The organism is Desulfolithobacter sp. (assembly GCF_054025815.1).
Window position 1 is genome coordinate 131,373 of record NZ_JBPMMS010000042.1, and the last position, 17,859, is coordinate 149,231.

Sequence of the window (17,859 nt, forward strand, 5' to 3'; positions counted from 1 at the left end):
CACTCACCCTGCATCCTGACGAGGCCCGGAGGTTCCGGGCCTCGGATTCACCTGCACCGCCCCACCCACAAACTCACCCGTCCCCCGTGGTGGAACAGAAAAAGATGATGGCATTTTACTTGCATCCTTGTCATCAATCCTCAATTCAGATACAATCATCGAATTGAGATATTCCAGGCCTGTTGCCCTAATACTGCGGGCCTTGAACGACTTCCCCTTCCTGTCAAAAGGATGACAACGTGGATATAGCAACAATAATCGGAATCGTTGCCGCTTTTGGCCTCATGCTGATGGCGATTCTCCAGGGCGGCGGGCTAGGCATGTTTATCGACGTGCCCTCCATGCTCATCGTCTTTGGCGGAACCTTCGGCGTTGCCCTGATCAACTATCCTCTCGGCGATATTCTGGGTGCGATCAATGTTATCAAAAAAACTTTCCTCTATCAGGAAGCAAGCACCAATGACCTGATCTCGCAACTCATTGAATTTGCCAACAAGGCTCGCAAAGAAGGTATCCTTTCCCTGCAGGGCCTCATTGATTCGGTGGAAGACCAATTCCTTGTCAAGGCCCTGCAGATGGCTGTGGACGGGCAGGAACCTGAAGATCTGAAAACCATGCTCAACATAGAGATCGAATACATCCAGGATCGCCACAGCAAGGGAGCGGAAATTTTTCTCTCTCTTGGTACAATCTCTCCGGCCATGGGCATGGTCGGCACGCTGATCGGGCTTGTGCAAATGCTCCAGAACATGAGTGATCCCTCCTCCATCGGCCCGGCCATGGCAGTTGCTCTGCTTACCACCTTCTATGGAGCTGTGCTGGCAAATATTCTCTTCAATCCCATGGCCGGCAAGCTGAAAACCCGCTCAAAATCGGAGATTTTGCAAAAAACCATTATTGTCGAAGGGATGGGTTCCATTCTCTCCGGAGAAAATCCCAGAATCATGGAGCAGAAACTGCACGCCTTTGTTGCCCCCAGCGAACGGGAATCATCTTTTAACTGAGACGACGGTCGATCATGGCAAAAAAAAAGGAAGAATGTCCTGCCGGCGCACCATTGTGGATGGTTACATTCAGTGATCTGGTTACCTTGCTGCTGACCTTTTTCGTCCTCCTCCTGTCCATGGCAACCATGGACAAGATCAAATTTGACGAAGCTAAAAAATCTCTGGAGCAGGCCTTTGGATTCAGCACCTATTCAACCACCAGCAAATACACCGTCCCGGTCATGCCCTCCACCCCCAAAAACAAATTCGCCCCCATTCCCCAGCCATCCGCGGCCAAGTATTACAAGAGGATCAAAACCGACATCGAGATGACCAAAATCAGCGACCGGGTCGAAGTTATCAAGCGCGATGACAACACCATTATCCTGCGTATCAAAGATGCAGTCCTGTTCGCCCCGGGCAAGGCTGCTCTGAATCCAGGATCCTACCCGCTGCTGCGGAAAATCGCCGACATCATCCGTCCTCTTCCCATGACCATGCGCATCGAGGGACATACGGACAACACACCTTTAACAGGCCAAAACATCACCAACTGGGACCTGTCGGTTGCCCGTGCCATATCAGTCATGCGTTTTTACAACCGCGGAAAACTCTTTCCCCTGGATCGCATGGCAGCGGTCGGCTACGGAGACACGCGCCCGGTCGCGCCCAACGATTCGCCAGACAACAAAGCGAAAAACCGCAGGGTGGATTTTGTTCTCCACCCCGATATCAGGTTTGCCAGTGCCAAGGCAGCACCGCCCATTCCTCTGTAATCCAAAACCGCCTACTGGAGACCATCCATGGCAGAAAAAGAAAAAAAGGAAAATCCGGAAGGTCAGGAAGAGTCAGGATCCAAGAAAAAACTGATCATTATTATCGCCGCAGTCCTGGTGGTCCTGCTGCTTGGCGGAGGTGCGGCTTTTTACTTTCTTGTCCTGAAAAAGCCACCTCCAGAAGAGGCCACACCAGAACAAAAAGTTGAAATTGCCGCACCGGCAGCGACCGCTGAGCCTGATATAGGCCCGATGCTCGACATCAAGGAGTTCATCGTCAACATTATCAGCGAGGAGGGCACCCATTACGTCAAGGCTGCCCTGACCCTGGAGCTCAGTGACGAGCTGGCCCTTGAGGAGGCAAACAAACGGCTTCCCCAGATCAGAGACGCCATCATCCTTTTGATAAGCAACAAAACTTTCGAAGAGCTCCAGGACCTGCAGGGAAAGAAGCAGCTCAAAGCCGAGCTGAAAAGCAAAATAAACTCCTTTCTCAAGGCCGGCAAGGTTAAGGACGTATATCTCACTGACTTTGTGGTGCAATAAACCGTGGAACCAATCCTCACCAAAGAAGAGATCGCCGATCTGCTGGCAGCGGTCAGGGAAGGACGCATCTCACCGGACTCCATTGACCAGGAGAGCGGGTACACACCCGTGCCCAAGCCGACCAGGGACCTGGACCTGCTCCAGATCTATGTCCGGGACGACAAGGATGAGCTCCGAATACCCAACCTGGATATCCTGCTGGATGTTTTCGCCAAAAATTTCAGCATAGCACTGACGAATCAGCTGCAGCGCACTTTTACTATAAACCGACTCGAGATCACCAGTTCCACATTCCAGGACAGTCTGCTGGAACTCGAGGACCAGGGGGCCATAGGCATCTATTCCATTGATCCTCTAAAATACGGCTGCCTGTTCCATTTCGATACCATGCTCTCGTTCACCCTGCTGGAGATCATGCTCGGCTCCTCCAACACCTTGGAATCCATAGCCCTGAACCGGCAGTTAACCACCATTGAGATTAATGTTCTCAAGAGCATCATGGCCTCCATCGGCACGGACCTTCGAAAATCTTTCCGGCAGGTGGTCGCCATTGATCCGAAGCTGATCAAGGTGGAAAACAACTTTCGCCTGGTCAACATTGTCGACTCTGAAACCGAGGTCCTGGTCAGCCGGTTCCAGCTGAAAGTGGGCCAGCAGACAGGGGAGATGCGTCTGATCATACCTTATTTGACACTGGAACCAATCCGCGAAAAAATAAAAGAAATAGTAACAGTTACACATTCCGTTTCCACCTGGGCCAATGTGTTTCAGGACGAAGTCAAGGAAATGAGCTCATTGGTGATAGCACAGTCCGGCAAATTGAACATGGCCATCAGGCAGATTCTGGAGCTTGAGGAAGGCGATATTATCGATCTTGGATACGATCCGGACAGCCCTTTGACCATTCTCGTGGAAGACAAGCCAAAGTTTTTCGCCATTCCAGGCGAACGGAACGGCAAAAAGGCTTTCCACATTACAGGAATCCACACCAATCGATTAGGAGAATTTCATGGAAACAACTGACCATATTGATCCGGATGCTTCCGGAAAAACCCTGAATCCAGAAGAAACCGCCGAGCTCCTGAAGGAGACCGCGGCCGAACTTGCCGGCAGGACAGCCGACGAGCGCAAAAACCTGCCACGTGACCTGGAGTTTCTGTTCGACGTTCCGCTCCAGGTATCTGTGGAAGTTGGAAGGGCCAGGATACTTATCAAGGATCTCCTCCAGATGGGAGAAGGCTATGTGGTCGAGCTGGACAAGCTGGCGGGTGAGCCTCTTGACCTGTATGTCAACTCCAGGCTCATTGCCAGAGGTGAAGCGGTCAAGGTGGGGGACAAATTCGGCATCAAACTGACCGAGGTCGTCAGCCAGTCCGACCGGATCGAGAAACTCGGCTGAGCCATGCGTTTCCCCTTCCATTTGCTGACATTACTGCTGATGCTGCCACAAAAAGCGTCGGCAGCCCAGTCATCAAACTCCCTGGGATCTTCAGCACTGCAGATGGTCTGGGCGCTGCTCGTGGTCGTCGGGCTTATTCTCGTCATCTATGCCATTGCCCGGAAAAGAATGGGACTGGGCCATTCCGGGAGAGGGGTGATCAAGATTCGGGAAATCAGACATCTGCAGCCAAAAGCCTCCATCGTCCTGGTGGAAGTACGGGACAGAGAGCTGCTGCTTGGTGTCGGTAACGGCCAAATAGAATTGCTCGCGGACATGGGTAAACGTGACCGCACAGATTTCGAAAAAATAATGGACGAGAGCACACAGTGAAAGTATGGCCTCTTTCCCTCATCATGCTTGCTGCTCTGCTGCTTCCTGCACCAGCCCTGACCGCAGGGCTGCCAACCATTTCTCTTGGCATCAAGGAGGCGGCCGGCCCCCAGGAAGTATCTACAGCCCTCCAGGTCCTCTTTGTCCTGACAATACTCTCCATTGCCCCAGCCATACTGCTGATGACCACTGCCTTTACCCGCATCGTCATAGTGCTTGGCTTTGTCCGCCAGGCCATGGGGACCCAGAACATGCCGCCAAACCAGATAATCATTGGCCTGGCCCTGTTCCTGACCCTTTTCATCATGTCACCGGTCATCAACCGCATCAACGACCAGGCCCTGCAACCATATCTTCAGGAAACCATTTCCCAGGAACAGGCCCTGAACATCGCCGTGCAGGAGATGCGGGAATTTATGTTTTCTCAGGTTCAGGAAGAAGAGCTTCAGCTTTTCATTGACATCACCAGAAAAGAGCAGCCAGAAGATAAAAACGACCTGTCCACCACGGTATTGATTCCAGCTTTCATGCTCTCCGAACTCAAACTGGCCTTTCAGATGGGATTCATGATTTATGTACCGTTTCTGGTCATTGATATGATCGTGGCCTCAGTTCTCATGTCCATGGGCATGATGATGCTGCCCCCGATCATCATCTCCCTCCCCTTCAAGCTGCTGCTTTTTGTCCTTGTGGACGGCTGGGCACTGGTCGTGGGATCACTCGTCCAGAGCTTTGGCTGACCGGAAAAACTTCGGAGATACCCGGAACGCCGGCCCGCTCCCCTTGCTGCCCACTGCCTGCCCTACTGACCGATAAATCCCTCCAGAAGCTGCCTGCCCAACCGCCCTTCCACCTTTTCCGCGGCCTTTTCCAGGAGTTCGGATTTCCTTTTTTCAAGTTGCTCTTTCGCCGCATTTTTCAAGGCGGCTTCCACATCGACCCTGAACGCAGGCTCGTCCAGGCTCCCTTTTATGCGTACCGGTACGGCAAGCCCCCTGAGCTCGTCTCCAGCCCTGCCACCCTGACCGGCAAGAGAGTCAACGACCTTGGCCTGAACCTGATAGTCGATCATTTTCCGCACAAGATCTATTTTTCCCTGACCTGTAATCCGCAGAACAGGAGAAGCCATATAGAGATCCTTGTTTTCCACTATACCGCTGATGACCCGGGCAGTGCCGCGTAATTCCGTAAAATCAGTCTGTTTTACCTGGTCAGCCGCCAGGGTTTTACCGGCTGCAGCAGCCTGTGCCCGACGAATGGCCCGGCCCAGGTTAAATCCCCTGTACGCACCGTCCCTGAGAACAAAGGAGAACTTTCCGTTCATGTTCCTGGTAATCATGGCTTCGGAAAATCCCCTGGAACGAACCTCGACCCGAACGTCGCCAATACCGGTCAACTGCTCCCGACCGGACAGATCCCGGAGAAGCGGCCCCACATGAATGGAGGAAAGCTGCTTTGTTATCTTGATTTCAGGAACATCCTTACGCACATCAGCAAAAATCAGGGCTGAAAGTTGTCCGTCATACAGTGCAGCCTCCAGAGGATCCATCCTGATGACACCATGAGCGGCCGAAAGTCCGGCAACCACCTTCTGCAGGTGCAGGTTACGCACTTTGAGCCGGCCAACCCGGAGCTCCACTTTCATGTCGAGACGGCGCAATGCATCAAAGGATGGAGACACGTCCTGTTGCTGATTTGGTTCCAGGTCCTTTGTTTTACCAGTCAAATCTTCTTCCTCAGGAGCTGATCCGGAAGAGGCTGTGTCCTTTTCTCCGGCTCCTGCGGGGAGGTAACGGTCCAGATCAATGTCATCCATTGAAATACCTGCCCGCACAACCGGGCCTGTCAATGAAAGGACCCTGATATCCCCGGTCACAGTGGTATCATCCAATTGCAGAGATATGGGTTTGAAGGTCAGGGTTTCTCCTTCAAGGGTAAAAGACACCTCTCCAGACAACGTCGAAAGAGCGCGAGGATCTCCAAGCTCCACGGCAACACCGAACTGCTCCAGAATCTCTCTTGGTTGAACCTGCCTCAAATCCAGCCTGCCATTTGCACGCAGCTGCGGTCCTGTTCCAGTCACATTCAGGCTGCCTCCTGCATTCATTCCGGGACCGGACAGGGTCAGTCTCTGAACAGCTAATTCATCCCTGTCCAGATCCAGCGACAAGTCGCCACCCAGCCTGTATCGCAGGCCTTTTTCCGGCAAACCGTCACCCATGATTTTCACATCCAACCCGGAATCGCGCAATTCAAGACGTTGCAAATCGCCGGAAAACTGAACACTGGTACCCAAATCGACCTCCAGTTTCAAATCCGGTTCAGTGCTTGCCAATCCAAACCTTACCTTGACAGGGGCAGGTTTTTCAGGAACAAGCTTCCCGACATCAAGGGCAAGGCCCTGAATCTCGATCCTGGAGTCTTTACGCCGATCCTCAAAGCAAACTGCGACATCCTGCATGGAAAGACCGTTCATCTCAAAAACCAGGTTGCTCATGCCGGGCCCGCCGCTTCTGGGGGGACCTTCCTCTTTCTGGGCTTTTTCTGTCTTATCCTTTGCGTCAGAAAGAGGAACTTCCCAGTTCCCACGCCCGGACAGATCACGAACCAGGTTAAGGCGTACCCCTTTCAAGGTAACGGTGTCGACCACGACCAGTTTGCGAAAAAGCGGAGTTACTTTCACCTTGACATCGAGCTTATCAACGGCGGCCAGCGGCTCGGCACCAAACCCTTCCCTGTTTTCCACCGTAACCCTGCCCGTCTCCAAACCTATCCAGGGGAAGACCGACCACCGGAGTGGCCCTTCTATCTGCAGACTGTATCCAGTTTGCTTCTCAATACGATTCAAGACCTGTTTTTCAAGAGCTTCACTGTCGATTATTCTGGGCAGGATAATCGTGGCAATGATCATCAAAACGATGACGCCGACCACGCCTTTAAGCAGCCACTTCAGAACAGACATTTCACTTCTCCCGTGATTGATTTCCACATATCATCATTCGCTCCATTCAAGGTACCACATCTTCCTGGACCGTCACCATGTTTTACCGATCATTCCTGCCGGCGGACGAAACCAGGCCCTTGGCCGGGGCAGAAAACCGCCTCCTGGCCGCCGGTTCCAGCTGGATCCCCTGGGCCTGCATTTTTTGAAAAAAATATTTCCTGGTATTATGATTCATTTCATTGTAAGGCCCCACAGAATAGGTTTTCCTTATCCGGACTGAATGAGATACTTTGTACCAGACCTGGGTTACGGTATCCATGTCATCCGCTTTCAGACCCTGAAACAGGACAACAGCTCAAAATGATCTCTATATCCGTAGTACTGCCCGTCCATAACGAGGCGGAAAATATTGAAGAGCTCATCAGAGAAATCCAAGCGACCAACCTGGAGTATCCATGTGAAATAATAACCGTTGACGACGCAAGCAATGACGACACCCGGACCATCCTCAGGAATCTGCAAAAAAATATTCCCGAACTGATCGTCCTGGAACACAAAGAAAATTATGGCCAGAGTGCCGCCCTGGCCACCGGTATCTATAATGCACGGGGAGAAATCATTGTCACCCTGGACGGTGACGGTCAGAACAACCCGGCCGATATCCCCAAACTGGTGTCCCGGTTACTGGAGCAGCAACCTCCGGAACTCCAGATGGTGGCTGGATTTCGCAGGAAGAGAAACGACTCAAGATGGCGTATTGTCTCATCCAGACTGGCCAACGCAGTGCGGAGTTATCTTCTCGGGGATGGCACGCCGGATACGGGCTGCGGCCTGAAAGTCTTTTACAAAAGCACCTTTGAGCGGCTACCGTTTTTTGACCACATGCATCGTTTCCTCCCGGCCCTGGTCCAGATAAGGGGCGGTCAGGTTGTATCCCTTGAAGTCTCCCATCGGCCAAGGAAGCATGGCGCATCCCATTACGGAACCATGAACCGGTTTCTGGCCGGTATAGTGGATGTAATGGGCGTCTTCTGGCTCAAAAAACGGGCAAAAATCATAAAACTCAGGCATGAAAAAGAGAGATGACGGCAAGCGAAACCATCTGGATCGGCATAGGACTAACCGGCCAGTTTTTCTTTACCATGCGGTTCATCGTCCAGTGGATTGCCAGCGAAAGAAGCAGAAAAAGTGTCATCCCGGAGCTGTTCTGGTATTTCAGCATCACGGGGTCCCTTGTTCTGCTCACCTATGCAATTCATCGGCGGGATCCGGTTTTTATACTCGGACAGTCCATGGGTTCGGCTATCTACTTGAGAAATCTCTACTTTATACACAAGGAAAAACACAGTGAAACCATGTAGGGAACTATTGCCTCCCTTCCTCGTCATTCTCCTTCCCGGAGTGCTGTTTCTTTACTGCATGCCGCCGATGCCCATCGACGAAACACGGTACCTGGCGGTGGCCTGGGAGATGCTCCAGAACAACTCATTCATCGTTCCCCACCTCAATGGTCTTCCCTATTCCCACAAACCACCGCTTCTGTTCTGGCTTATCAACTTGGACTGGTGGATATTCGGGGTAAACGAACAAACCATCCGGGCCATCCCGATACTTTTCAGCCTGCTCAATATCCTCCTGGCATACCGTATCAGCCTGAAACTGTGGCAGGATACCCGCACAGCCAGACTGACAGCCACCGTCACTGCATCCTGCCTTCTCTACCTTGTCTGGTCCCCCCTTATCATGTTTGATATAGTTCTGACATTCTGGGTTTTGCTTGCTATCCACGGCCTGCTGAAGGCCGGACAGACAGACTCGATAAAACCCTGGCTTCTTGTCGGAGCGGCACTGGGGGGTGGCCTTTTGACCAAGGGGCCTGTCATCCTGGCGCATGTGGTACCCGTGGCCCTGCTGGGCTTTCTCTGGCTTCCGCAATCCAGGCGACTGAGCAGATGGTACGGCGGGCTCCTGCTGGCCCTTGTCCTCGGCCTGGGTCTGGTTTCCCTCTGGCTTGTCCCTGCGGTCGCAACCGGTGGGCCAAGTTACCGCCAGGATATCCTCTGGGGACAGACCGTCAACCGGGTTGTTTCCTCCTTTGCCCACCGGCACCCCTGGTGGTGGTACCTGCCCGTGATTCCCGCCCTGCTGATGCCGTGGACAATGATCGCCCCCATCTACAGGCTTCCAGGCTGGTCTGAAAATAATTCCGTCCGCTTTCCCCTGGTCTGGGCCCTGTCCTCGCTAACGGTTCTTTCCATAATCAGCGGCAAACAGGTCTATTACCTCATCCCCATGGTACCCGCCTTCGCCCTGCTCATTGCCCGCAATCTCAGCCTCGTGCCTGCCGACAGACAGGACGGGCGGTGGTCGTGGCCGCCGGCAATCGCATACATTTCTCTAGGCTTCCTGGCATACTTATTGAATAGATTGCCATTAAAAGGCAGTTCGGCCGACCTTTTGTACTTCAACACCGATTTCCTCGCTACAGGCCTGATCGTTACTGGTATTGTCTTCCTGGCCCTGAGAAAGAGAAAAACTGCAGCACTGATCACCTGGACAAGTTTGTCGTCGGCCGCGCTCATATGCTTAATACTGGTGTCTGGCACCAGGTTTTTCAAGCGTTATGATGTCAGCCAGGCGGCCTCGATTCTCAAACAAATGGAAAATCGGGGATATCTGCTGGTCAACATGGGAAAATATTATGGTCAGTTTCAGTTCATCGGCAGACTGACAAAGCCGATTGTCGTTGTTCACAATGTACAAAGTATCAGAGCCATAGCAGATACAAACAAAAAAATACTTCTTATCACCTATGAGCCCGTGGACAAACCCGTTCGACAAGAAGACGTACTGTTCCAACAGCTCTACAGGGGCAAAAAACTTGTGCTGTGGAACGAACAGGGAATAGACAAAATGCTCTGAAAATCCGGAGCAACACTGAACAAGACCTTTCACAGACAAGAACAAGGCCGACATGCAAGGAAAAGGATTAAGTCCCACAGGTAAGAAATCATGAGTCCGGAAACCGTTGTCGACATAGGAAGAAAAGCCGTAGAAACAGTTCTGCTCGCCTCAGGGCCCATGCTTATCGTTGCCCTGCTCGTAGGTCTTCTGGTCAGTACTTTTCAGGCCGCGACACAGATCAATGAGCAGACCATGACCTTTATTCCAAAAATAATCGCTGTTTTTATAACCCTTCTTATCTTCGGCCCCTGGATCATGAACCTGCTGATCACATTCACCACCGGACTGATCAGCGGGATTTCCACTGTCGGCCGGTAACACGGCATGGACCTGCAAATTATCCCCCTGGCCCAGTTCGAAAATTTTCTCATCTGCGCCTCTCGAACCGGGGCCATCATCGGCGCCATTCCGGTCTTCAGCAGCAGGCAGATCCCTCCCCAGCTGAAAGTGGGCCTCACGTTTGCCACCGCCCTGCTTCTTTTCCCGCTCATGGCGCCCTACACCCCGGACACAACATACTCTCCCCTTACCCTGGGCCTTCTCATGGCCAACGAAGTTCTCCTGGGACTTATGATCGGACTCACGGCAAACCTTGTTTTTACAGCAGTCAACTTTGGCGGCACTGTTATCGGCTACCAGATGGGGTTTGCAGCAGCCAACATCTTTGATCCCCAAACAACCCAGCAGCTGTCTTTGATGAGTCAGTTTCAAAATGTTATGGCCATTCTCATTTTTCTGGCTCTCGATGTCCACCACATGTTCTTTCGTCTCATCATCGAATCATACCAGCTTCTCCCACCGGGATATCTCAACTTCTCAAATGGTGCAGTGGAACTTCTAATGAATCTTGGGTCAAGGATGTTCATCCTGGGGGTAAAATTTTCGGCCCCGATTCTTATCATTCTCCTGCTGTCCAACATGGTGCTTGGTATCATGGCCCGCATCTTTCCTCAACTCAACGTCTTCATGCTCTCTTTTCCTCTCAATATAGGTATTGCCCTTATTGTCATAGGTTTGACACTGAACTCTGTACTTCTGGTCCTTGGACGAGAATTTGACACTCTGGGCAGAAATATTCTCCTCCTCTTCGAACTTCTGCGCTAACGTCCACGACAAAACCCCATCAACCAGGCAGTCAAAGGCCGGAATCCAACATATATCATCCCGCATAACCTTTCCGGTTCATTGTTTGCATGGCAGCCACCAGATCCCAGCCGGCAGACAGGTTCCGCCACGCCACATCTTCTTCTTCCGTAAAATACGAAAAGAATGGCAGAAGACACACCAACCGGGGAACGTACAGAATCCCCATCCGCGAAACGAAGACAGGATTTCCGCGAAAAAGGCCAGGTGGCCCAGAGCCGCGAAGTTGCCACAGCGGCATTATTCACCACCATGCTGCTGCTCTGGTGGTTCTACGCGCCGTCATTCTGGGGCCACCTGGCCAGGCTGGCCGGCTCCATCTGGGCCAGTGCAGGAACGTTTTCCATCACCCCGTCTTCTGTTCATCAGTTCTCGGTCTTTCTTCTCCAGCAGTTGGGACTGCTCATGGCACCACTTTTTCTGTTGGCCCTGGTCATTGGTTTTTTTTCGACATTTTCCCAGGTCGGATGGCTCTTTACCACCAAACCACTGATACCTGACTTCAGCAAGCTCGACCCCATCAAGGGCGTGGGCCGTTTTTTTTCCAAACGCTCACTTGTTGAGCTGATCAAGTCCACCCTCAAGGTTGTCATCATCGGTTACATCGCCTTTAGAACCATAGAGGGCGAATTTGATCGACTGCTCATCCTAATGGATGCGGAACTCATTGATTCCCTGCGATATTTTGCTGTTGTCGCCGCTAAAATAATGCTGAAGGTCAGTGGTGTCATGATTGTTCTGGCAATTATTGACTATGGCTTTGTGCGCTGGGAGATGGAAGAAAAAATGAAAATGACCAAGCAGGAACAAAAAGAAGAAATGAAGGATACAGAGGGTGATCCGCACATAAAGTCAAAAATCCGTACTATCCAGCAACAAATGGCCCGCAGCCGCATGATGGCTGCGGTTCCTGATGCCGATGTGGTCATAACCAATCCGACCAGGATAGCCGTGGCGATCCAGTATCGCATGAGCGAGATGGAAGCCCCGATAGTACTGGCAAAAGGCCAGGAACTGGTGGCCGGAAAAATTCGTGAACTTGCCCGGGAGCACAACGTCCCAATTGTCGAAAACCCTCCTGTGGCAAGATTATTGCATTCGAAAGTCGAGATAGGCCAGTCGATACCGGAAGAGCTTTTCCGGGCTGTGGCCGAGATACTGGCTCACGTATACTCACTTAAAGGACACAACACCAGGTAATGGAATCCGTCCAGCAACAGGCACTGTTCAGCCAGAAACGGCTGGGAGAATTCATGGGGCGCAGTGATATATGGGCCTCCCTCGCCCTGATCGGCATCCTGATGTTGATGATCATCCCGCTTCCGCCCCTGGTGCTTGACCTTTGCCTGTCTTTGAACATTACCCTTGCAGTGCTGATCCTTATTATCAGCCTGTACACCGAAAAAGCGGTGGAATTTTCCATCTTTCCGTCCATCCTGCTTGCAACCACACTGTTTCGCCTGTCGCTCAATGTCGCCTCCACAAGGCTGATCCTGCTCCACGGCAACGAGGGGCTTGGAGCGGCCGGTTCGGTCATCAAGGCTTTCGGGCAATTTGTGGTGGGCGGTTCATATGTGGTCGGCCTGGTTATTTTTGTCATCCTGGTCATCATCAATTTCATCGTCATTACCAAAGGCGCAGGCCGGGTCGCCGAGGTCGCTGCCCGATTCACACTGGACGCCATGCCCGGCAAACAGATGGCAATAGATGCTGACCTGAACGCCGGACTCATAAACGAAGACGAGGCTCGGCGGCGGCGGGAAGAAATCGCCAACGAGGCCAATTTCCACGGCGCAATGGATGGTGCCTCAAAGTTTGTCCGTGGTGATGCTATCGCCGGTATCATCATCACCATTATCAATATTGGTGCTGGATTCATCATCGGAGTGATGCAGAAAGGCATGCCCATGGCCGAAGCGGCCCAGAACTACACGATCCTGACCATTGGCGACGGCCTTGTGGGGCAGATTCCAGCCCTGATAATCTCAACTGCAGCAGGTATGCTGGTCACCAGGGCAGCGGGTCAGGACGATTTCGGATCCGAGCTCAAGGAACAGTTCACCCGCTACTCAAAAGCACTCTGGGTGGTTTCCTGCATCCTGCTTCTGTTTGCCCTTATCCCGGGCCTGCCTTTCTTTCCTTTCCTGGTCATCTCGTCCGCCATGGCTTTCCTTGCCTGGCGTATCGATCTGGCAGAGAAAAGAAAGCAGGACGAGACAGTCGTCAGTCCTCCAGAACCTGAAGCAATCCAGGAAGAAAATTACGAAGCCATGCTGACAGTGGATCTCCTTGAGCTGGAAGTTGGCTACGGACTGATCCCCTTTGTCGATGCCGCGCAAAACGGTGAACTGCTCCAGCGGATCCAGGGGATCCGTAAACAGTTTGCCATGAACTCTGGTTTCATCGTCCCGCCAGTCCACATCAAAGACAACCTGCAGCTCAGTCCCAACCAGTATGTGATCAGCCTTAAGGGCGTTCAGATTGCCACGGCCGAGATGATGCCGGGGTACTATATGGCCATGGATCCGGGAACCGTCACTGAAACCATCAAGGGAATACCGACCCAGGAGCCGGCGTTTGGCCTGCCCGCGGTCTGGATCACCGAAGACAAGAAGGAACAGGCCCAGATCGCAGGATACACGGTTGTTGACTGCACAACTGTCATGGCCACTCATATAAGCGAGATAATCAAACAGCACGCACACGAACTGCTTGGCCGCCAGGAGACCCAGGACCTGATTGACAACCTGGCAAAAAGCTATCCCAAACTGGTCGAGGACCTTGTACCCGGTGTCCTGAACCTGGGCACCATCATGCGGGTACTCCAGAACCTTCTCCGAGAGGGTGTGTCCATCCGAGACCTGCGAACCATCCTGGAAACCATGGCTGACTACATCCCCATGACCCAGGACACCGACGTACTGACCGAGTATGTCCGCCATGCCCTGGCCCGCTCCATCTCGTCCCAGTATGTCCAGCCTGACAACACTTTGCCGGTGATCACCTTGGACCGGAGTGTCGAGGAAACTATACAGAAATCCATCCAGCACCGGGAACACGGCAGTTTTCTGGCCCTGGATCCGCAGATTGCCCAAAAAATTCTCGACAGCCTGGGCACAATTCTCAACAATTTTCCTCCCGGCCAACAACCTGTACTGCTGGTCATTCCTCAGATCCGCCCCCATGTCAGAAGGCTGACTGAGCGCTATTATCCTAACCTGGCAGTACTCTCCCATAACGAGATCGCCACCAACATGAAAATCCAATCACTCGACACGGTGACCATCGATGCAGGTTAAAGTTTTTGAGGCCCGGGACATGGCGAGCGGGCTGAAAAAGGTCAAAGAAGCCCTCGGGCCGGACGCCCTTATTCTTTCCACAAGAACCGTCCGTCGGGGGAAACTGGGAATGCTTGGCAAGCCGGTCCTTGAAATAACAGCAGCCATTGACAAACCATGGCCTGAAAGCAGGACCGAACCGGACAGCATAGACCGCCAGGCCCTTCTCGACCCGGCCGGACAGGAACCGGTTGGCACCGAGCTGACCTATGAATCGTTGTGGAAAAACTCTGCCCCTGAGCCGGGAAAAGGTGCGGGGAACACCGCCACCTCCTCCCAGGACAGGCCGGACGCCTCAATGCGTGAGGAATTGAGCGAACTGCGCAGCCTGATACACGGTCTGAGCGAACGGCTCGCCGGAATAACCAGTCAAAGTGTCGCCAGTCCATACGTGGAACCGGAATATATCCACTCCCGCAGGAAGGAAACTGTGGAACACCCGGTCATGGATCGGCTGGCCAGACTGGGAATCAACAACGGAGCTGCGGCCACCATCGCTGAATACACCCGCCAGAGCTTTGGCGACCAGTTGCCGGACCCCGCCACTCTTGACAAATTTCTAACCCAAACCATCACCGGCCTGTTCCGGACCAGCCACCCGCTGACGGTCCGGGAAACAAAGCAACAGCGTCTGGCCCTCATAGGTCCTACCGGGGTGGGAAAAACCACCACCATAGCCAAGATCGCGGCAAACTACCTGAGCCGTCACTCGCCAAGCATCGCCCTGGTCACCATTGATACCTACCGCATTGCCGCGGTCGAGCAGCTCAAAGTCTATGGAGAGATCATGAAACTGCCGGTGGAGGTGGTCATCCGCCCCGAAGACATGGAAAAAGCCCTTGAAAAACACAGGGACAAGGAACTTGTACTCATTGACACAGCCGGACGCAGCCCACATAACAGCATGGATATCGAGGAAATGGCCGGCTTTCTGCGGCCTCATTTTGAAATTGAAAACCACCTGGTCCTTTCGGCGACCACAAGAGACGAAGAGCTCGATACCATTATCCGCCGCTTCTCAAGCCTGCCCATAGACCATTTTATCTTTACCAAGGCAGACGAGTGTTCCCAGCTGGGTGTACTGCTGAATCTGCACATCAGGCAAGGAACCCCGATCTCGTTCCTGACCAACGGACAGCGCGTGCCAGAAGACATCATCACCCCGGACCCCGAGACCATCGCAGGGATGATCATGGACACAAACAGGACTCTGCATCATGGCTGACAACGCAGTAGATTACAACGACCAGGCCCAAACCCTGAGGGCCCGCAACTTCGACAATCCAGATTTATCCGGCCAGGCCGGCCATACGACCAGAGTTTTTTCCGTCACCAGCGGTAAAGGCGGGGTCGGCAAAACAGCAGTGGTTGCCAACACGGCCGTTCTGCTGGCCCGCATGGGCAAACGCGTCCTCATACTGGATGCAGACCTGGGACTTGCCAATATAGATGTGGTGTTCGGCCTGGCTCCGAGCTATAACCTCAATCATTTTTTTTCCGGCGACATCGACCTTGAGTCAATTCTGGTCCGCGGACCGGAAGGCATAATGATTCTTCCGGCCGGTTCCGGGGTCCAGCGTTTCACCAAGCTTGACTCCAGGCAGAAAATGCGCCTGCTCGAGGCCCTGGATTCCATGCACAGCAAATTCGATGTCGTACTGATTGACACCGAAGCGGGTATCTCCGAAAACGTGACCTACTTCAACACCGCGGCCCAGGAAATCCTGGTGGTCACCACCCCGGAACCGACCGCCATCACAGATGCCTATGCTCTCATGAAACTGCTGTCCACCCAGTATCATGAAAAACACTTCAACCTCATAGTCAACTGCATTCGCAGTGAAGACGAAGCCCTGGATGTGTTCCGCAAGCTGACCATGGTCGCCAACCGATATCTTGACATATCCATCGACTACCTGGGATCCATCCCCATGGACCGGCAAATGGTCGACGCCATCCGCAAACAGAAAGTCATAGTCGAACTGCACCCTGCCAGCAGGACCAGTGCGGCTTTTGAAAACATAGCCCGGGCCATGATCGAAGAAACACAGCATCTCGAACCTAAAGGTTCCATACAGTTTTTCTGGAAAAGACTCCTGGATTTCGGCAAATAAGCCCCGAATCGGGACCGAGTCCAAGGGGTTTGATATTGCGACAAACCAAAATTCAAAAACGAAAACGTAAACCTGTTGCATCAACAAGTATAAAAATGATTCCTCAAGTCCCGCCACTGGATGATCGTTCCTTGCTTATCCGCGAGCACATGCCTCTCGTAGAGCTGCTTGTGGAAAGGATGGTCCCGCAAGTTCCTTCGTTCATGTCCAGAGACGACATGACCAGCGCCGCCATGGTGGGGTTGATCGATGCCGCCAACCGGTTCGATGAATCCAAGGGGGTCAAGTTCAGAACCTTTGCCGAGTACCGGATACGCGGGGCCATACTCGACGAAATGCGTAAACAGGACTGGTTCTCCCGTTCCCTGAGGGAGAAACAGAACCGCCTCACCCAGACCATGCTCCGACTCGAACGTCAACTCGGACAGTCACCGAGTGAAGAAGAGATGGCTGAAGCGCTGGACATGACCCTGGACGAGTATCACGATCTCCTTGGCCAGGTCAGCCATCTTGGATGCGTCAGTCTGCACCAGACCCTGGATCACACCGAGGAGGGCCGCAACTTCCTCGACAGCCTGGAAGATCACGAGGGCCCGACCCCCCTGGAGCTGATCGAAAATCAGGAACTGACCAGACTGCTTGCCGAACTGCTCGAAGAGCTGACCGAAAAGGAACGGCTGGTCATCGCTCTCTACTATTATGAAGAATTGACCCAGAAAGAAATCGCCGAGGTCATTCAGGTTTCTGAGGGGAGGGTATCACAGCTCCACAGCCAGGCCCTTTTGAAGCTGCGTGTCAAGCTGCTCAACGCGGACTTCTACGACGGTTAACAGAGTCCCAACTAGACGTCATGACTCCAATGATCACCACCTCTTCCGAATTGTGGACAACATCCTGGCTCCTCGTGCTCTTTCTTCTTCTTGTCATGGTGATTTTCTCTCTTCGAAGAACAGTGCGAAAGCAGCACAAAGAGATCACCCGGCTGGAAACAACCCTGCAGGAAACCCGGGAAAAAATAAACCGGCTCGAGACCAGCCGCCGGGAACAGGAAGAGTTCATCGACACCCTGGCAAGTGCGGAAATCACCACCAGGCTGCAAAAACCCCGCCTCGCCCTGCACCAGAACGGCAGCGCAGAGCCGCCGGAGAAGTACCGTTATGCAGCCAGCATGGTCCAAAACGGTATGACCATCGACGAAATTTCCTCCATACTGGGCATTGCCCGAGCGGAGGCAAGGCAACTGGTCACCCTGGCAAGAATGGCCTCGCGCGGCTAAA

19 protein-coding genes are annotated in these 17,859 nt (G+C 53.0%); 18 read left to right on the top strand and 1 reads right to left on the bottom strand.

The features are described 5' to 3' along the window. Positions 1–239: 239 nt before the first annotated feature. The 7 genes from ACXJJY_RS12155 to fliP are packed head-to-tail and all read left to right on the top strand — an operon-like array spanning position 240 to position 4,819. Positions 240–1,004, top strand: a complete 765-nt coding sequence (locus ACXJJY_RS12155) for a motility protein A (RefSeq protein ID WP_456388202.1) — start codon at positions 240–242, stop codon at positions 1,002–1,004. A gap of 14 nt (positions 1,005–1,018) precedes the next feature. Further along, positions 1,019–1,762 (top strand): OmpA/MotB family protein, encoded by a 744-nt coding sequence (locus tag ACXJJY_RS12160; RefSeq protein ID WP_456388204.1) that lies wholly within the window; start codon positions 1,019–1,021, stop codon positions 1,760–1,762. Positions 1,763–1,789: 27 nt separating this feature from the next. Next, entirely contained in the window at positions 1,790–2,308 is a 519-nt protein-coding gene (locus tag ACXJJY_RS12165) for a flagellar basal body-associated FliL family protein (RefSeq protein ID WP_456388206.1), read from the top strand. 3 nt (positions 2,309–2,311) lie between these two features. Further along, positions 2,312–3,331 (top strand): flagellar motor switch protein FliM, encoded by a 1,020-nt coding sequence (locus ACXJJY_RS12170; RefSeq protein WP_456388208.1) that lies wholly within the window; start codon positions 2,312–2,314, stop codon positions 3,329–3,331. Next, a complete protein-coding gene (gene fliN, locus ACXJJY_RS12175) occupies positions 3,318–3,707 on the top strand; it encodes a flagellar motor switch protein FliN (protein WP_456388210.1) in 390 nt (129 codons plus the stop codon). Before ACXJJY_RS12170 ends, fliN begins: the two co-directional genes overlap by 14 nt. A 39-nt stretch (positions 3,708–3,746) precedes the next feature. After that, positions 3,747–4,079, top strand: a complete 333-nt coding sequence (locus ACXJJY_RS12180) for a FliO/MopB family protein (protein WP_456388212.1) — start codon at positions 3,747–3,749, stop codon at positions 4,077–4,079. A 23-nt stretch (positions 4,080–4,102) separates the two neighbouring features. Further along, the gene (gene fliP / locus ACXJJY_RS12185; protein WP_456388266.1) at positions 4,103–4,819 is read left to right on the top strand and encodes a flagellar type III secretion system pore protein FliP; all 717 of its coding nucleotides are present in this window, start codon (positions 4,103–4,105) and stop codon (positions 4,817–4,819) included. A 62-nt stretch (positions 4,820–4,881) separates the two neighbouring features. On the opposite strand, the gene ACXJJY_RS12190 is transcribed toward fliP, so the two are convergent. Next, positions 4,882–7,041 carry an AsmA family protein gene (locus ACXJJY_RS12190; protein WP_456388214.1) on the bottom strand — a complete coding sequence of 720 codons (2,160 nt, stop codon included), beginning with the start codon at positions 7,039–7,041 and terminating at the stop codon, positions 4,882–4,884. A gap of 342 nt (positions 7,042–7,383) precedes the next feature. Here ACXJJY_RS12190 and ACXJJY_RS12195 point away from each other — a divergent pair, with 342 nt between their 5' ends. The 11 genes from ACXJJY_RS12195 to ACXJJY_RS12245 all read left to right on the top strand — a co-directional run bounded on the left by ACXJJY_RS12195 (position 7,384) and on the right by ACXJJY_RS12245 (position 17,858). Next, positions 7,384–8,109 carry a glycosyltransferase family 2 protein gene (locus ACXJJY_RS12195; RefSeq protein ID WP_456388216.1) on the top strand — a complete coding sequence of 242 codons (726 nt, stop codon included), beginning with the start codon at positions 7,384–7,386 and terminating at the stop codon, positions 8,107–8,109. Next, positions 8,106–8,384 (top strand): lipid-A-disaccharide synthase N-terminal domain-containing protein, encoded by a 279-nt coding sequence (locus ACXJJY_RS12200; RefSeq protein ID WP_456388218.1) that lies wholly within the window; start codon positions 8,106–8,108, stop codon positions 8,382–8,384. The genes ACXJJY_RS12195 and ACXJJY_RS12200 overlap by 4 nt, the downstream gene beginning before the upstream one ends. After that, on the top strand, positions 8,371–9,945 hold the full coding sequence (locus ACXJJY_RS12205) for an ArnT family glycosyltransferase (protein WP_456388220.1): 1,575 nt from the start codon (positions 8,371–8,373) through the stop codon (positions 9,943–9,945). Before ACXJJY_RS12200 ends, ACXJJY_RS12205 begins: the two co-directional genes overlap by 14 nt. A gap of 90 nt (positions 9,946–10,035) precedes the next feature. Beyond that, positions 10,036–10,305 (top strand): flagellar biosynthesis protein FliQ, encoded by a 270-nt coding sequence (gene fliQ / locus ACXJJY_RS12210; RefSeq protein ID WP_456388222.1) that lies wholly within the window; start codon positions 10,036–10,038, stop codon positions 10,303–10,305. Positions 10,306–10,311: 6 nt separating this feature from the next. Continuing rightward, positions 10,312–11,091, top strand: coding sequence for a flagellar biosynthetic protein FliR (gene fliR / locus ACXJJY_RS12215; protein WP_456388224.1), 780 nt, complete (start codon positions 10,312–10,314; stop codon positions 11,089–11,091). 165 nt (positions 11,092–11,256) lie between these two features. Then, positions 11,257–12,330 carry a flagellar biosynthesis protein FlhB gene (gene flhB, locus ACXJJY_RS12220; protein ID WP_456388226.1) on the top strand — a complete coding sequence of 358 codons (1,074 nt, stop codon included), beginning with the start codon at positions 11,257–11,259 and terminating at the stop codon, positions 12,328–12,330. After that, entirely contained in the window at positions 12,330–14,429 is a 2,100-nt protein-coding gene (gene flhA, locus ACXJJY_RS12225) for a flagellar biosynthesis protein FlhA (RefSeq protein WP_456388228.1), read from the top strand. The genes flhB and flhA overlap by 1 nt, the downstream gene beginning before the upstream one ends. Then, positions 14,419–15,693 (top strand): flagellar biosynthesis GTPase FlhF, encoded by a 1,275-nt coding sequence (flhF, locus tag ACXJJY_RS12230; RefSeq protein WP_456388230.1) that lies wholly within the window; start codon positions 14,419–14,421, stop codon positions 15,691–15,693. Before flhA ends, flhF begins: the two co-directional genes overlap by 11 nt. Further along, positions 15,686–16,582 (top strand): MinD/ParA family protein, encoded by an 897-nt coding sequence (locus ACXJJY_RS12235; protein WP_456388232.1) that lies wholly within the window; start codon positions 15,686–15,688, stop codon positions 16,580–16,582. The genes flhF and ACXJJY_RS12235 overlap by 8 nt, the downstream gene beginning before the upstream one ends. Positions 16,583–16,677: 95 nt before the next feature. Further along, positions 16,678–17,412, top strand: coding sequence for a FliA/WhiG family RNA polymerase sigma factor (locus ACXJJY_RS12240; protein ID WP_456388234.1), 735 nt, complete (start codon positions 16,678–16,680; stop codon positions 17,410–17,412). Positions 17,413–17,432: 20 nt separating this feature from the next. Next, the gene (locus tag ACXJJY_RS12245) at positions 17,433–17,858 is read left to right on the top strand and encodes a hypothetical protein (protein ID WP_456388236.1); all 426 of its coding nucleotides are present in this window, start codon (positions 17,433–17,435) and stop codon (positions 17,856–17,858) included. The last annotated feature ends 1 nt before the right edge of the window (position 17,859 follow it).

Coding starts and splice junctions, on each gene's coding strand:
- ACXJJY_RS12160 (WP_456388204.1), top strand. CDS start 1,019: ATGGCAAAAAAAAAGGAAGAATGTCCTGCCGGCGCACCATTGTGGATG.
- flhB (WP_456388226.1), top strand. CDS start 11,257: ATGGCAGAAGACACACCAACCGGGGAACGTACAGAATCCCCATCCGCG.
- ACXJJY_RS12200 (WP_456388218.1), top strand. CDS start 8,106: ATGACGGCAAGCGAAACCATCTGGATCGGCATAGGACTAACCGGCCAG.
- fliN (WP_456388210.1), top strand. CDS start 3,318: ATGGAAACAACTGACCATATTGATCCGGATGCTTCCGGAAAAACCCTG.
- fliQ (WP_456388222.1), top strand. CDS start 10,036: ATGAGTCCGGAAACCGTTGTCGACATAGGAAGAAAAGCCGTAGAAACA.
- ACXJJY_RS12180 (WP_456388212.1), top strand. CDS start 3,747: ATGCTGCCACAAAAAGCGTCGGCAGCCCAGTCATCAAACTCCCTGGGA.
- ACXJJY_RS12240 (WP_456388234.1), top strand. CDS start 16,678: ATGATTCCTCAAGTCCCGCCACTGGATGATCGTTCCTTGCTTATCCGC.
- ACXJJY_RS12245 (WP_456388236.1), top strand. CDS start 17,433: ATGACTCCAATGATCACCACCTCTTCCGAATTGTGGACAACATCCTGG.
- fliR (WP_456388224.1), top strand. CDS start 10,312: ATGGACCTGCAAATTATCCCCCTGGCCCAGTTCGAAAATTTTCTCATC.
- ACXJJY_RS12235 (WP_456388232.1), top strand. CDS start 15,686: ATGGCTGACAACGCAGTAGATTACAACGACCAGGCCCAAACCCTGAGG.
- fliP (WP_456388266.1), top strand. CDS start 4,103: ATGCTTGCTGCTCTGCTGCTTCCTGCACCAGCCCTGACCGCAGGGCTG.
- ACXJJY_RS12190 (WP_456388214.1), bottom strand. CDS start 7,041: ATGTCTGTTCTGAAGTGGCTGCTTAAAGGCGTGGTCGGCGTCATCGTT.
- ACXJJY_RS12165 (WP_456388206.1), top strand. CDS start 1,790: ATGGCAGAAAAAGAAAAAAAGGAAAATCCGGAAGGTCAGGAAGAGTCA.
- flhA (WP_456388228.1), top strand. CDS start 12,330: ATGGAATCCGTCCAGCAACAGGCACTGTTCAGCCAGAAACGGCTGGGA.
- flhF (WP_456388230.1), top strand. CDS start 14,419: ATGCAGGTTAAAGTTTTTGAGGCCCGGGACATGGCGAGCGGGCTGAAA.
- ACXJJY_RS12195 (WP_456388216.1), top strand. CDS start 7,384: ATGATCTCTATATCCGTAGTACTGCCCGTCCATAACGAGGCGGAAAAT.